13 protein-coding genes and 1 pseudogene are annotated in these 13079 nt (G+C 51.5%); 8 read left to right on the forward strand and 6 right to left on the reverse strand.

Annotated features, from left to right (window positions below; translation table 11 throughout):
- Nucleotides 1-203 precede the first annotated feature (203 nt).
- On the reverse strand, nucleotides 204-557 hold the full coding sequence (locus AC6RNO_RS01370; RefSeq protein ID WP_497104291.1) for a VOC family protein: 354 nt from the start codon (nucleotides 555-557) through the stop codon (nucleotides 204-206).
- Between the two features lie 190 nt (nucleotides 558-747).
- Here AC6RNO_RS01370 and AC6RNO_RS01375 point away from each other — a divergent pair, with 190 nt between their 5' ends.
- The 3 genes from AC6RNO_RS01375 (at nucleotide 748) to AC6RNO_RS01385 (ending at nucleotide 4215) form a co-directional block, all read left to right on the forward strand.
- Complete coding sequence (locus AC6RNO_RS01375) at nucleotides 748-1611, forward strand: pentapeptide repeat-containing protein (RefSeq protein WP_497104292.1); 864 nt, start codon at nucleotides 748-750, stop codon at nucleotides 1609-1611.
- Between the two features lie 363 nt (nucleotides 1612-1974).
- Nucleotides 1975-3000, forward strand: a complete 1026-nt coding sequence (locus AC6RNO_RS01380; RefSeq protein WP_497104293.1) for a hypothetical protein — start codon at nucleotides 1975-1977, stop codon at nucleotides 2998-3000.
- A gap of 282 nt (nucleotides 3001-3282) precedes the next feature.
- Nucleotides 3283-4215, forward strand: a complete 933-nt coding sequence (locus AC6RNO_RS01385; protein ID WP_497104621.1) for a phosphotransferase — start codon at nucleotides 3283-3285, stop codon at nucleotides 4213-4215.
- 72 nt (nucleotides 4216-4287) lie between these two features.
- Here the strand turns inward: AC6RNO_RS01385 and AC6RNO_RS01390 are convergent, their stop codons facing one another.
- The 4 genes from AC6RNO_RS01390 to AC6RNO_RS01405 are packed head-to-tail and all read right to left on the reverse strand — an operon-like array spanning nucleotide 4288 to nucleotide 7013.
- Entirely contained in the window at nucleotides 4288-5100 is an 813-nt protein-coding gene (locus tag AC6RNO_RS01390) for an SPL family radical SAM protein (protein WP_488438655.1), read from the reverse strand.
- Nucleotides 5101-5112: 12 nt separating this feature from the next.
- Complete coding sequence (locus AC6RNO_RS01395; RefSeq protein ID WP_488438654.1) at nucleotides 5113-5826, reverse strand: 2OG-Fe(II) oxygenase; 714 nt, start codon at nucleotides 5824-5826, stop codon at nucleotides 5113-5115.
- The gene (locus AC6RNO_RS01400) at nucleotides 5819-6367 is read right to left on the reverse strand and encodes a methylated-DNA--[protein]-cysteine S-methyltransferase (RefSeq protein WP_488438653.1); all 549 of its coding nucleotides are present in this window, start codon (nucleotides 6365-6367) and stop codon (nucleotides 5819-5821) included. The genes AC6RNO_RS01395 and AC6RNO_RS01400 overlap by 8 nt, the downstream gene beginning before the upstream one ends.
- Nucleotides 6351-7013 carry a bifunctional transcriptional activator/DNA repair enzyme AdaA gene (locus tag AC6RNO_RS01405; RefSeq protein ID WP_474680876.1) on the reverse strand — a complete coding sequence of 221 codons (663 nt, stop codon included), beginning with the start codon at nucleotides 7011-7013 and terminating at the stop codon, nucleotides 6351-6353. Before AC6RNO_RS01405 ends, AC6RNO_RS01400 begins: the two co-directional genes overlap by 17 nt.
- A gap of 267 nt (nucleotides 7014-7280) precedes the next feature.
- Between AC6RNO_RS01405 and AC6RNO_RS01410 the strand changes: the two genes are divergently transcribed.
- On the forward strand, nucleotides 7281-8000 hold the full coding sequence (locus AC6RNO_RS01410) for a YebC/PmpR family DNA-binding transcriptional regulator (protein WP_474680877.1): 720 nt from the start codon (nucleotides 7281-7283) through the stop codon (nucleotides 7998-8000).
- A gap of 51 nt (nucleotides 8001-8051) precedes the next feature.
- Here AC6RNO_RS01410 and AC6RNO_RS01415 read toward each other — a convergent pair whose 3' ends face one another.
- Nucleotides 8052-8660: a TetR family transcriptional regulator C-terminal domain-containing protein gene (locus tag AC6RNO_RS01415; RefSeq protein ID WP_497104294.1), complete on the reverse strand. Its 609-nt coding sequence runs from the start codon at nucleotides 8658-8660 to the stop codon at nucleotides 8052-8054.
- Nucleotides 8661-8797: 137 nt separating this feature from the next.
- Between AC6RNO_RS01415 and AC6RNO_RS01420 the strand changes: the two genes are divergently transcribed.
- From AC6RNO_RS01420 to AC6RNO_RS01435, 4 genes and pseudogenes are all read left to right on the forward strand, one after another.
- Nucleotides 8798-9454, forward strand: coding sequence for a DUF2306 domain-containing protein (locus tag AC6RNO_RS01420; RefSeq protein WP_497104295.1), 657 nt, complete (start codon nucleotides 8798-8800; stop codon nucleotides 9452-9454).
- A 63-nt stretch (nucleotides 9455-9517) separates the two neighbouring features.
- Nucleotides 9518-9901: pseudogene (locus AC6RNO_RS01425) on the forward strand (DJ-1/PfpI family protein); the annotation flags it as partial.
- A 1577-nt stretch (nucleotides 9902-11478) separates the two neighbouring features.
- Complete coding sequence (locus AC6RNO_RS01430) at nucleotides 11479-12189, forward strand: HAD-IA family hydrolase (RefSeq protein ID WP_497104296.1); 711 nt, start codon at nucleotides 11479-11481, stop codon at nucleotides 12187-12189.
- Nucleotides 12190-12209: 20 nt separating this feature from the next.
- Nucleotides 12210-13076 carry an SIS domain-containing protein gene (locus AC6RNO_RS01435; RefSeq protein WP_497104297.1) on the forward strand — a complete coding sequence of 289 codons (867 nt, stop codon included), beginning with the start codon at nucleotides 12210-12212 and terminating at the stop codon, nucleotides 13074-13076.
- Nucleotides 13077-13079 lie beyond the last annotated feature (3 nt).

Below are 13079 nucleotides of genomic sequence, written 5' to 3' on the forward strand. Positions count from 1 at the left end.
TTTCCATATATTTGCATTTAAAATGTTTGTGAATATTTCATTTCATCTATTTTTGCATAATATAGTAGGAATTAAGTTTTTCAGGTTTTATTTAACAATTTGAACATATCATCTTAAGGAATTCGCAAAATTCCCCGGGAAAGCAGCAAAAAAACCTCCAAAGCCACTTGACGTGGGGTTGGAGGTTTGCGCGTTGGTTCCGATTATGCCGGCGGTTGATCTTTAACGATGCCAATAATGTTGTTTTCCGGGTCCGTGAAAAGCGCCATCGTCACCGTGCCGGGAATTTCGGTAATCGGCATAATGATTTTGCCGCCCAACTCGACGGCCTTGTCCAAAGTCGCCTGCATGTCAGGGACCGCAACATAAATCGTCACATGCCCCGGGTACTCCGAACCGCCGATGCCTCCGTTAATTCCGCCGCTTTTTGTATCGACCAAACCGTAGTTCATCGGGTTGTCGGCGCTAATCTCCCATTGAAACAGACCTCTGTAATAGCTTTGCAGTTTCGCTCCGTCTTTTCCAAGGATTTCAAAATGTACGACCGGATTTGGCATAAGTGTCATCCCTTCATGATTGGATTGGCAGATACGCTATGAATATATCATAAAAGCAGGATTCAATCGTTTGTTCGTTTTGTAAAAGATAGCGGCACCCATGCTCTTGCTGGCGAAAAAACTGTTTTACTGGGAAAATATCTGTTAAACTACGATATGAAAATAAGATGAAGCGGAGAGAAATCACGCTATGACTGAGAATCACGAATACCACCACATGCAAGCCGATTGCGGAAACTGCTTCGGTTTGTGCTGCGTCGCGCTGCCCTTTGCGGCTTCGGCGGACTTCGCGGCTGACAAAAGCGCCGGACAGCCTTGCCGAAACTTGCAGCCGGACTTCCGCTGCGGCGTTCACGACAATCTCAGACAGTTGGGTTTCCGCGGCTGCACGGTTTACGACTGTTTTGGCACGGGACAGAAGGTGTCGCAAGTGACCTTCAAGGGACGCGACTGGCGGCAGGCTCCGGAGTCCGCGAAGCTTATGTTTGAGGTGTTCCCGATCATGAAGCAGCTTCATGAGCTGCTCTGGTATTTGACCGAAGCGCTGACGCTGCAGCCCGCCCGGCCGATCCATAGCGCGCTCCGAGCGGCGCTTGACGAAACGCTGCGCCTCACGCAGCTCAGTCCCGAGTCCCTCGTGGAACTGGACGTGGCGGCACACCGGGCGGATGTCAATGTATGGCTGCTGCAAACGAGCGAACTCGTGCGTGATGAAGCCCGCCGCCGGCAAAAGGGGCGCACCGGGCGCCAAAAAACTTACGGCCGGGGAGCCGACCTCATCGGCGCGAATCTCCGAGGCGCCGACCTTCGGTGCGCCAACCTGAGAGGGGCGTACCTGATCGCCGCCGACCTCAGGGGAGCGGATTTGAGAGCGGCCGATCTGATCGGGGCCGATTTCCGGGACGCCGACCTGGGAGGAGCGGACCTTACCGGGAGCATTTTTCTCACCCAAGCGCAGCTTAACGCAGCGAAGGGAGACGGTGATACGAAGCTGCCGCCGTCACTCACCCGTCCGCCGCACTGGTTGGCCGCGGGTGGACAATTCCCTGTATAGGAAGTGCAGGGAACCATTTTATGGAACCGCGATGTCCGAGGCGCGTTGAGAGGGGCGCTCTGTTAGCGCGGCCAGAGGGGGAGCGGCTTGGCAAGCCGCAAAACCTGCGAAAGTGCAGTTTTTTCCGCGAAAGTGGCTCGTTTTGGTGAAAAACCTGCAAAAGTGCAGGAATTTTCGCTGAAAGTGAGTATAAGCCTATGTGTTCGGTGAAAAGCCTGCACTTTTGCAGGAATTGCTCATGGCCAGCGATCAAGGACGCAAATTCATGTATGTTTGCAGGTTTTCTTCGCACTGCCAGTCGGATGGGCCGCTCTGGCTGCAACGTGCGAGTTTTTCGACAATCTGAAAATATGAGGTGCTGCAATGACGTCAACCAAACTGTTCTATACGCTCTGGGATGATTGGGAGAAGTTGGATTTGGGGGATTCCGGGGCGCGTCCGGCCGAATTCCTGGGCAGCAAAGCTTTATTGCTTGAAAAGCCGAACTCCGCAGTTTTTCTTCGCGACGAGATCCGTTTCCAGGCTTTTCGCATTCAAGCCGAAGTGGCCATCCCCGGAGAAGTGGGATTCGTCGGATTTGTTTTCGGAGCGAGAGATGCCGAGAATTATGAGCTCGTTTATTTGGCTCCGGTCGAAATTCAATACGATCCTGTCATGAACGGTTCCATGACTTGGCAAATTTATAACGGACCGGCCTATCAAAAGGCGCTGCCCGACACTACCGGCGCATGGCAGCAATTGGCCCTGGAGGTTCAGCCGAACGGGGCGGCGGTGTATTTCGGCGACGATCCTGAGCCGCAGCTTGTCATTTCCAACCTGCAGCACGGCGGTTCCGCGGGAAAAATCGGCTTCTGGAGCTTTTTGCCAAGCTGCATCCGCAATCTTACCGTCGAAGAAATCGAACCGTCGCCGATTGCCGGAAGAAACAGCGATATCAACGCTCTTCAATCAGAATCGTTTGTGACGGAATGGCTTGTTTCGCAGCCGTACCTGCCGGGCGAACAGCCCGCTGCTTTCGAACACAATTGGAGGAAAGCTATCGTGGAAGAGAACGGCACGCTGAACCTCAATCGACTGTTTAAGGCTGAACCGGGCGTCGCAGTCGAAGCGAAGAGCCTGTTTACGATTGCGGAGGAACAAGAGACGGTGCTTACTCTCGGCTTCAGCGACCATATTCGGCTCTGGGTGAATGAACAGGAAGTTTACCGGGGCGACTGGAAATGGAATCCTCCTGCCTCCGACGGGCGCATCAGGCCAAACTTCGCCAGCGTTCCGGTCAAATGGAAAGCAGGGCTGAACACCGTCCGCGCGCAAGTATCGCAAAACGAAAGTTTTGGATGGGGACTGGCGGTCAGAACGGGTTTGTCGAATGTGTCATACAGCCAATAACATGCACGCATTATCGGGAGGATGCAAAGGTCTTCATGGACGTTGCAGTCTTCCTTTTTCATTTGGATATGAAAAAAAGCCTTTGGAATCGGATCCAGAGGCTTTTTGTATGGCTATTTTTTTCGAGACCTTATTCAACATCATAACAATTCATAAAGAAAAAGTCTATACTTTTTGATGGATTATATTTACTATTGGGTTGCCGGCAAAACTTATAAAATGGAGTGTAGATGTTCAATGGACATGACTTGCCACCTCGATCAAGCTGATCTGCAGGAGTATGTGAGAAAGGTTTTAGGTGTCGGTTATTTAGTTGTTAACGTATCAAAAATGCGCGGCGGCGCACAAAAGGTAGTGTACAAGATCGACTGCAGCAATGGATTTTCCTGCGTTTTGTACGTGTGGGATCTTTCCATGAATTATTTTAAAGAAGAAATAGCAAACATGGATACGTGCGAGCGATCCTATGGAAGCGATCATTTTGAAATAAACAACAAGTTTTTAACGCAGCGTGGAATTCGAACCCCCTTTCTTTATGACCTGAATAAGGAAAGAAACCGTTACCCTTTTGATTATGCCCTCGTTGAATACGTAGACGGACAGATGGCGGAACATTATTTCCATCATTCCGATTCAAAAGCTCGAGATAAACTATTCCAGCGGTTGGGGGATATGCTTACCGGCATGCATGCCAACGAAAGACATTTTTTTGGCAAGCCGAATTATAGCGGAATCACCCATACAGAACATTGTCATCTCATACAAATGGAAAATGCTAAAATGCAGTTATCTTATGCCTCCGGCCATATTGATAGCATCAAGTCCAATCAAAGCAAGCTGCTCGATTCTTTGTATGAGCTTGAATCAAGGATTAAACCTAGAACGCAGTACGGATTTATTCACGGGGAACTGGGTCCTGATCATGTTCTGGTTAATGATAAACTGGTACCCTTTTTAATCGATATCGAAGGGGCTGCGTACTTTGATATTGAACATGAGCACAGTTTTTTGGAGCTGCGGTTTGGGGACTTCTACCGGTATTTAAAGAACGATACTCTCGATCCTGACAGGATGTTATTTTATCGATTCCACCACCACATATCGTTAACCTCGGGAGGGTTGAAGCTGCTTCATAGAGGATTTCCGGATCAACAATTTGCAAAAAATCTGGCCGCTCATCATTCCCAATGCGCATTGCGATTTATTGAAAGTTGAAACAAACTATAACCCTGGACATGCCGGGTTGGTCGACCGACCGTCGTCATGCAGCGCCCGCAAGAAACGGCTTTAAGGCTCGAATCCTTTTTGGCTCACATAAATTTGATCCTCGGGAAAAACCTGCTTCAAGCGCTCGTAGACGATGCGATAGGCGGCAGGGTCGTACCAATTTTCCAAGCCCAGCGGCTTGTACAAAGCCTGAAGGCCCAAGCGGCGCGAGCGTTTTCCTTCGCTGCCGTCCCCCATAAAATAATCGTCCACACATACGCGATTGACGAGCGGGCGCAGCAGGGCAGGGAAGTTTTTGCTGCTCGGCAGCATCGGCGCGATCGCCGCTTGGGTTGGCACGCCGGCGTCGGCCAGCAGTCGGAGCGTTTTTAACCTCGCGTTGATAGGAGGGGCCTGCGGCGAAAAATGCTTCCGGATATCATCCCGGTCGGTTTCGACTGTCATGCTGACACGCACCTTATCTCCGAGCCGCACAAGCAGATCGATATCTCTGCGAACAAGCGGACTGCGGGTCTGCACGAATAAAAAATCAGGGGGATCGCAGGCCATAATTTCCAGCAAGGATCGGGTGATTTGCTCCTTATATTCGACGGGCTGATACGGATCGGTACTCGATGACATGAAGATGGTGACGGGCCCTTTGGCTTTCGCTTTTTGGAACTCTTTGCGGAAAACGCCTGCCGCCGTTTGTTTGATATCGACCCACGTTCCCCACGGCGCGTCCCGGAAAGTGGAGACGGGCATTTGCCGCACATAGCAGTAAGAACAGCCGAACGAACAGCCGGTATAAGGGTTCAGCGAATGACTGTAGCCGCGCAAAAAGCCGGTCCCTTTATTCAGAATCGTTTTGGGGTGTTTGTATAAATATTCCATTCATACCTGCCTTTACTTGGCGTCGTGGAAAATAATGCCGAGACTATATCTCGTCCCTGACGTAATTGTGCTTACGCCGTGCCGCAGCGTCGTTCTGTAATAGCCGCGCGATCCCGATACGGGCCGATGATGGGTCGGGAAAATGAGCCCTTCGCCTTGCTCCAGGGCGATGACGTGGCCCCGGCTTTGCGCCCGCGGCCGCTGTTCCACAAGCAGAAATTCCCCGCCGGTGTAATCTTGGCCTTTTTGATTCAGCGCGAAAACGACCTGAAAAGGGAAGAATACTTTTCCATACAAATCCTGATGCAGGCAGTTGTAGCCCCCGGCTTCGTATTTCAAAATCAGCGGGGTGGAACGGGTCTGCCCCTCTTCATGGCATTGCTCCAGAAATTCCGCCAGCGTCTGCGGATAAACGGCCTCGCGGCCCAATTGCTCAAGCCAGCGATTGGCCGTCTTTGACAGCTGCGGATATAATCCGCAGCGCAGCTGCTGCAGCAGAGCGGGGAGGGGAGCGTCGTAATATTTGTACTCGCCGATGCCAAAACGGTATCTGGCCATGTCGATGGTGCTGCGGAAATGCTCTTGCTCCCCGTAGGTGCCGATAATGTCCGTGCACGCCGCCGGATCGAGCAGGGAAGGGAGCTTCGCGTACCCGTCCCTGTCCAGCGACTGCTGCAGCGACTCCCAGTCCAGAGCGGCCATGCGCGCAGCGAGGCGGTCAGGCATGCTGCAAGCCTCCTTCGACCGGAGCGCCGCTGCGTTCCAATTGCAGCAGCTTCGTTTTCATATCCAGGCCGCCGCGGTAGCCGGTGAGCGCGCCGTTTTTGCCGATGACCCGGTGGCAGGGCACCGTTATTAAAACGGGATTCGCCCCAATGGCTGCACCGACAGCCCGTACCGAAGCCGGTTTCCGTATTTGCTCAGCGATATCCGAGTAAGAAAAAGTTTGCCCATAGGGAATGGCGCAGAGCGCGTTCCATACGGCCATTTGAAAGGGCGTCCCGCGCAGGTCGAAAGGAACGGAAAAACTCGTGCGCGTCCCTTGCAAATATTCGGTAAGCTCGGCCGCATAGGGCAGCAGCTTGTCATCGTCCCGAACGAACGCGCTGCCGGGGAACCGGATGCGGGCCCAGTCGGCCAATTCCTCGAAAGGGCGGTTTTGCGACCCTACGAAACAAAGCCCTGCCGCCGTAGCTGCGATATGAATATTCCACTCGTCATGCGCGAGTGCCGACCAATAAATCGGCGAATTAGTTTTGCTGCTCATGTTCAGTTGCCTCCTTTATCATTTGGTGCCGCATTTGGCGAAAGCCTGCCGGCGTATAGCCCGTTTTCTTTTTGAACAAAGTTATAAAATAGGGCGTATTTGACAAACCTACGCTCCGGCCAACCTCGGCAATCGCTTTATCCGTCGAAGCAAGCTGCTCCTTGGCCTGCTCGATCCGCCTCTGCTGGATGTACTCGACCGGCGTGATGCCCGTCACCTTTTTGAACGTCCGATGCAGATGATACGGGCTGCCATGTCCGATATCCGCGAGCATGCCGAGCGTTAAATTTTCCATGTAATGTTTGTCCATGTATGCCGTGACCAGAGCTACCCATTCGTCATCCGGCAGCCGCTCGCCGGTAGGCTTGCATCGCTTGCAGGGGCGAAATTTGGCGGACAGCGCCAGCTCCGCGGTTCGAAACAAGCCGATATTTTCTTTTTTCGGCGGTCTGGATTTGCAGGATGGGCGGCAAAAAATGCCGGTAGTTTTGACCGCATAATAAAAATGACCGTCATACGAAGCATCGTTGCCGATGATCGCTTGCCATTGCTCGTCCGTCAGCGGCTCCATGGTTGCCGGGCCGGCCGCGCCGCCGTCAAAGCTGCGATGAACGATTTTCGGTTCCTGCTTCTTTTGGTTCGTCATTTTCGCTCACCTCCCACGAACAGTATAACCCCAAAAAGGATCGTTTGTACGCATTTTCGAATGTAATAGCAAGATAACGAAATTGCGGGAAATCCGCTCGGCAAGCTCGTCGGCCGTTACAGGCCGCACTTTGTTAGCGGCGTTTTTCATGTGTAATCCGAAATTATAAACTTGTTCAAGTATGGCGCTAAGAGATATAATAGATTGGGTATTAACATGTCCGTTACCGTTAACGAAGATCAAGTAAAATAAGAAAGTGGGATCAGCATGGGTCGTAAGTGGAACAATATCAAGGAAAAAAAAGCCTCGAAGGATGTAAATACGAGCCGCATTTATTCGAAGTTCGGACTTGAAATATATGTGGCGGCAAGGAAGGGCGAGCCGGACCCCGAATCCAACCGAGCGTTAAAAGTCGTGCTTGAGCGCGCAAAAACGTACAACGTGCCCAAAGCGATCATCGACCGTGCGATCGAAAAAGCTAAAGGCAGTTCGGAAGAAACTTATGAAGAGCTTCGCTATGAAGGCTTCGGACCGAACGGTTCCATGCTCATCGTAGATGCATTGACAAATAACGTGAACCGCACAGCTTCGACAGTGCGCTCCGCGTTCAATAAAAATGGCGGCAGCATGGGGGTAAGCGGATCGGTAGCGTATATGTTCAATCCGACAGCGATCATCGGTCTCGCCGGCAAAACGGTGGATGAAGTCATTGAACTGCTGCTGGAAGCGGATGTGGACGTACGCGACGTCGAGGAAGAAGACGATTCCGTCGTTGTATACGCCGAACCTGAACAATTCCATGCCGTACAGGAAGCGTTCAAGAACGCCGGCATAACGGAATTTACAGTTGCCGAATTGACTTTGCTTGCGCAAAACTTCGTAACGCTCCCGGAAGATGCGCAGGCGCAATTCGAAAAAATGATCGACGCCCTGGAAGACCTGGAAGACGTTCAGCAAGTGTATCATAATGTGGAATTTGAAGAGTAATCCCTAATCGGGAAAAGAGGAAAAGCCGCACAGACGCGGCTTTTTATCGTTTTATTCAGCGTTTTGACGCACCGGTTTAAAGCTGTTCAGCAGCCGTTCGATGTTGATTCTGGCGTGGCCGACATGCTTGTTGTCCCGGGTCAGCCGGCTTGCCATAATTCCTCCTTCGATGGAAGAGAAAATGAAAGAGGCGATAGATTCGATATCCATATCGGCGCTGAATTCCCCGTCGGCGACACCTTGCCGCAAAATGTCTTGAATGAATGAGGACATGCCTTCGTAAGCTTCCAGGGCGCGTTCCCGCAGCACGGGGAAGGAGTGGTCGCTTTCGACCGCTGTATTAAGAAAAGGGCATCCGCCCTTAATTGGCGGGTTGTGGACCGTATCGCTGTAAACGTCGCACATGGCGATCACTTTGCCGATTGAGGTAGAAGCGTTTTCGATGGCCGCGGAGAAATGCCCCCATAAAACTTGGCCCGCATACGCGAAAGCTTCCAAAGCGATCTCGTCTTTGTTCGCGAAGTTCCGGTAGATTCCCCCTTTGGTCAAACCGGTCGCATCCATAATATCCTGTATCGTCGAACCCGCATATCCTTTATCGTTAAAAAGCTCCGCAGATTTCATAATGATATGCAGCTTTGTTTTGTCGCTTTTGCGCATGTGCAGCTTCCTCTCACCTGTGGCTTGGACTCTCTCATAATATTGTAACATTTCATAAGTGAATTATAATGCAGTTTGTTGTACAATAAAAGAGACCGGACGGTTCGGTTTCAAAATGAGGAGGGGATGTCTTTTTTATGGGAAAAACGAAATTCAAGTACTTATACCCGCTGATGTTGGCGTCATTGGTTGTTTACATTATTTATGTTGCGTTTATGAATTTGTATCACGACCCGCAGGCCGCCGCATTTTTGGGGCAAAAAATCAATCTGAGACGGGCTCTCAATGTTCCGGTTTGGTTGAGCGTGATGCATATCCACGTCGTTGCCGCTTGTCTGGCTATGTTGGCCGGAGTTCTGAATTTTTCCACGCAGATTTTGCGAAAATATCGGAAATTCCATAGAATCAACGGCTATTTGTACGTTATTTTCGTCCTGATCGTATGTATAACTTCCGGTTATATGGCGCCCTATTCGACAGGCGGGAGGGTTACGAGCATTGCCTTCAATCTGTTGAGCATGGTCTGGTTCGCCATGACGATCGCCGCGATTGTTCAAATTAAACGCAAGCAGGTCGCCAAACATCGCAAATGGATGGTTCGAAGCTTCGTATTTTGTTTTACGAACCTGTTTATTCATCTGATTACCTTTATTCTGCATAACGGGTTAGCAATGAAGTATGAGCTAAGCTACATAATCGGCGTATACGGATCGATACTTGTTAACTTCATCCTCGCGGAGATCGTGATTCGTTTTGTGTATACGAAGGAGCCGAACATAAAAGCTGTTGAATAAGAAAGGAGGGTTGCGATGCACGTATAAATTGTTTTGTTTGACGGTTTTGATCTGCTGGATGCTTTGGCGCCCTATGAAGTGTTCTGCGCGGCTGAAATGTGCTCGGGCGGCGGGAAACTCGATCCGGAACGAGCCGGACTCATTGTTGTACCCGGAGCGTCCGGAGAAGTAAGCGGAGATGGGCTGGATTCCGTCCCGGCCATTCTCAAGAGAGCGATGGAAACACAGTTGACGGATTTGATGAGAGAAGCTTTTCAGCGACCCGATATAACTGTGTCTACGGTTTGCGGAGGCTCTCTTTTGCTTGCGATGGGCGGGCTGTTGGAAGGCCGTCATGCCGTCACGAACCATCTTGGAATGGATGTTCTGGGAGCGACGGGCGCGGTTCCGGTGGCGGCGAGAGTCGTCGATGACGGCAATCTGATAACCGGCGGCGAGCGGACTGCGGAGGCAAGTCGATGGCCGGTGGCGAGCGGATCGCGGCGGCAAGACGATGGTCGGCGGGGAGCGGATCGCGGCGGCAAGACGATGGCCGGCGGCGAGCGGATCGTAGCGGCAAGACGATGGCCGGCGGCGAGCGGATCGTAGCGGCAAGACGATGACCGGCGGCGAGCGGATCGTAGCGGGAAGTCGATAACCGGCGGAGAGCGGATTGCGGCGGCAAGACGATGGCCGGCGGAGAGCGGATCGTAGCGGGAAGTCGATAACCGGCGGAGAGCGGATTGCGGCGGCAAGACGATGGCCGGCGGAGAGCGGGTCGCGGCGGCATGTCAATTACTGGCGGTCGGCGATTTCATCGATGAAAAGGTCATGGCACACTTTTTGTGTGCCGTGGCCTTAATTTTTGTCGACTAAAGCCGCCGCGGATATGTAACAGTGCTTCTCAAGCGCTAATGTTATGCCAAATCAGGTCCTATCAAGACGAATCCGGTTGTCCGATCCACTATTGTTTGCACAACAGCCATGCTTTGCCCGAAAACCTGCGAAAATACAGGAATTTTCGCCGGGAGAGGCTAGTTTGGAGAAAAAGCCTGCAATTGTGCAGGAATTTTCGCTCGTGAGGGGCGGAGCGCTAGATTTATGCGGAAAAGCCTGCAGATTTGCAGGAATTTTCCGGAAACAAGGGCTACGAGGGTCAAAAGCCTGCACTTTTGCAGGCTTTGTGCACACGTCGCTGCCGGCTCACTAGCTCGAGCGGCCCGGGCTATTCAAGCAACGGTCTGCCCTGCCCGAAAACCTGCGAAAATACAGGAATTTTCGCAGGAACCGGCCGGTTTGAAGGAAAAGCCTGCGATTGTGCAGGAATTTCCGCACATAAGGGGGCTGGGCCCTAGGTTTGGACGGAAAAGCCTGCAGATTTGCAGGAATTTTCCGGAAACAAGGGCTACGAGGGTCAAAAGCCTGCACTTTTGCAGGCTTTGTGCACACACGCCGCCGGCGCACTAGCTCGAGCGGCCCGGGCTGTTCTAGCAACGGCCGGCCTTGCCCGAAAACCTGCGAAAATACAGGAATTTTCGCAGGAACCGGCCAGTTTGAAGGAAAAGCCTGCGATTGTGCAGGAATTTCCGTGCATGAGGGGGCGGGGCCCTAGGTTTGGACGGAAAAGCCTGCAGATTTGCAGGAATTTTCCGGAAACAAGGGCTACGAGGGTCAAAAGCCTGCACTTTTGCAGGCTTTGTGCACACGCCGCTGCCGGCGCACTAGCTCAAGCGGCCCGGGCTGTTCAAGCAACGGCCGGCCTTGCCTGAAAACCTGCGAAAATACAGAAATTTTCGCAGGAAGAGGCCGGTTTGAAGGAAATGCCCGCGATAGCGCAGGAATCTCCGCCCATAAGGGCGGAGCCCTAGCCGCCACGGCGCAAAGCTGCAACAAGCATGGATGCCGGATCCATGCTATTTTTTCACCTTAATAAACAATTCATTTTATTCTGACATTCCATTTACACAAGGCAAGTACAATGGCAGTGAGGCAAATCATTCAAAATAAAAAAAATGTAGCAAATGCTTCATTTGGGAGGCGGCAGAGTGGCTTTAACATTCGTATGGTTCGATTTGGGGTATACGCTGGTGGATCGTTACATAGGACGTTTGTATCAAAACATTCTTTCCAGCGAATACCAGATTCAGAAAACGGTTCGCGAAGTCGAATTGGCGTTTCACTGCACGGACAAGCTGTTCATGCGGGAGTACCCGGGAGTGCTGAGCCAAAAAAGCTCAACGTACTTTTTGTGGTATATCGGGGTCGTCAATCATTTTCTCGGCATCGCGATTGATTTGGAAAACGTTGTGGCGCATTTCAGGCAAAATAATTATTTCAGCGTCGATATTTGGAAAGCTTATCCGCACACGAGGGATACGCTTTTGAATCTGAAGCGGGAAGGTTACGGCGTAGGCCTGATTTCCAACTGGGATTTATCGGCCAGACAAGTTCTGCAGGACAACCTCCTTGATGATTTGTTCGACGAAGTGGTCGTCTCTGCCGAGGTCGGCGTGGAAAAGCCCAGTTCGAAAATATTTAAAATCGCCCTCGACAAGCAAAAATTGAAATCGGAGGAGTGCCTATACGTTGGAGACAACTATTACGATGATGTCATCGGATCGCGCAAAGTCGGGATGGATTGCCTGCTCATCAATCGGTTCGGAACGACGGGCATCGAAGAATTATCGTTCCAGGCCGTTATCGAAGATGTAACGGGCGTGCTGCCGTGGTGCCAACGTAAACAGGCGCTGCAGTAAATATCCAGGGGGTAACAAAGTTGAAAATAACAGAGAGAATAGATTTGCATTTCGATTCACTAAGCACCAGCCAAAAAAAAGCGGCGCACTACATTGCTTCGAATTTGGTTGAAATTGTGACGCTGTCTGCACGCAAAATCGCCGAACTGGCGAACGTCAGCGAAGCGACGCTGCACCGGCTGGCGCAAGCTTTGGATTACGCGAACTACAAAGACATGCATGGAGCGATTAAGGAAGCCGTATTCAAGCAAAGAGCGATTTCGAGGCTGCAGCAGACCGCCGACATTTCGGACAGCAGTTGGGTGGACACGCATTACGATGCGGAAATTCATAATATCGAGGCGACGCGCCGGCTCAATGACTACACCGATTTGCAAAAAGCGGCCGACATGCTGCTTCAGGCGAACAAAATTTGGGTGGCTGGATGGCGGATGGGGCTGGCGGTTACGTCATTTTCGGGGTTTATTTTCAAATATTTGTTGGGCAATGCCGAGCTCATCCCGCAGGGGCAAACCGCAGAATACGCGACCTATTTGGATAAGCGGGATGTGATGTTCATCAGCGGTTTTCCGAGATATTGCAGAAGGACGCTGAAGCTTGCGGAGATTGCCAGGCAGCGCGGGCTTCGCGTCATTGTGCTGACCGATTCGAAAATGTCGCCGTTCGTGAAGTATGGGGACGTCAATTTGTACGCCTTGACGAAATCGGTCAGTTTTCTGGACTCTTATACGGCTCCGCTCGCGCTTGTCAACGCGATTTTGCGGGAAATGTCGATTCACGACAAAAACCGCATGCAGGAAAGCATGAAAACGATGGAGCACATGTTCGAAGCTTTTGAAGAAAGTTTCAGTTGGTCGATTGTCGGGAAAACGGATAAAGAACAATAACCA

Source organism: Paenibacillus sp. sgz302190 (assembly GCF_059820445.1).

Excerpts from the sequence above, each read along its gene's own strand:
- AC6RNO_RS01415 (WP_497104294.1), bottom strand. The coding sequence starts at position 8,660 with ATGCGCAAAAGCGACAAAACAAAGCTGCATATCATTATGAAATCTGCG.
- AC6RNO_RS01410 (WP_474680877.1), top strand. The coding sequence starts at position 7,281 with ATGGGTCGTAAGTGGAACAATATCAAGGAAAAAAAAGCCTCGAAGGAT.
- AC6RNO_RS01375 (WP_497104292.1), top strand. The coding sequence starts at position 748 with ATGACTGAGAATCACGAATACCACCACATGCAAGCCGATTGCGGAAAC.
- AC6RNO_RS01395 (WP_488438654.1), bottom strand. The coding sequence starts at position 5,826 with ATGCCTGACCGCCTCGCTGCGCGCATGGCCGCTCTGGACTGGGAGTCG.
- AC6RNO_RS01370 (WP_497104291.1), bottom strand. The coding sequence starts at position 557 with ATGCCAAATCCGGTCGTACATTTTGAAATCCTTGGAAAAGACGGAGCG.
- AC6RNO_RS01380 (WP_497104293.1), top strand. The coding sequence starts at position 1,975 with ATGACGTCAACCAAACTGTTCTATACGCTCTGGGATGATTGGGAGAAG.
- AC6RNO_RS01405 (WP_474680876.1), bottom strand. The coding sequence starts at position 7,013 with ATGACGAACCAAAAGAAGCAGGAACCGAAAATCGTTCATCGCAGCTTT.
- AC6RNO_RS01420 (WP_497104295.1), top strand. The coding sequence starts at position 8,798 with ATGGGAAAAACGAAATTCAAGTACTTATACCCGCTGATGTTGGCGTCA.
- AC6RNO_RS01390 (WP_488438655.1), bottom strand. The coding sequence starts at position 5,100 with ATGGAATATTTATACAAACACCCCAAAACGATTCTGAATAAAGGGACC.
- AC6RNO_RS01400 (WP_488438653.1), bottom strand. The coding sequence starts at position 6,367 with ATGAGCAGCAAAACTAATTCGCCGATTTATTGGTCGGCACTCGCGCAT.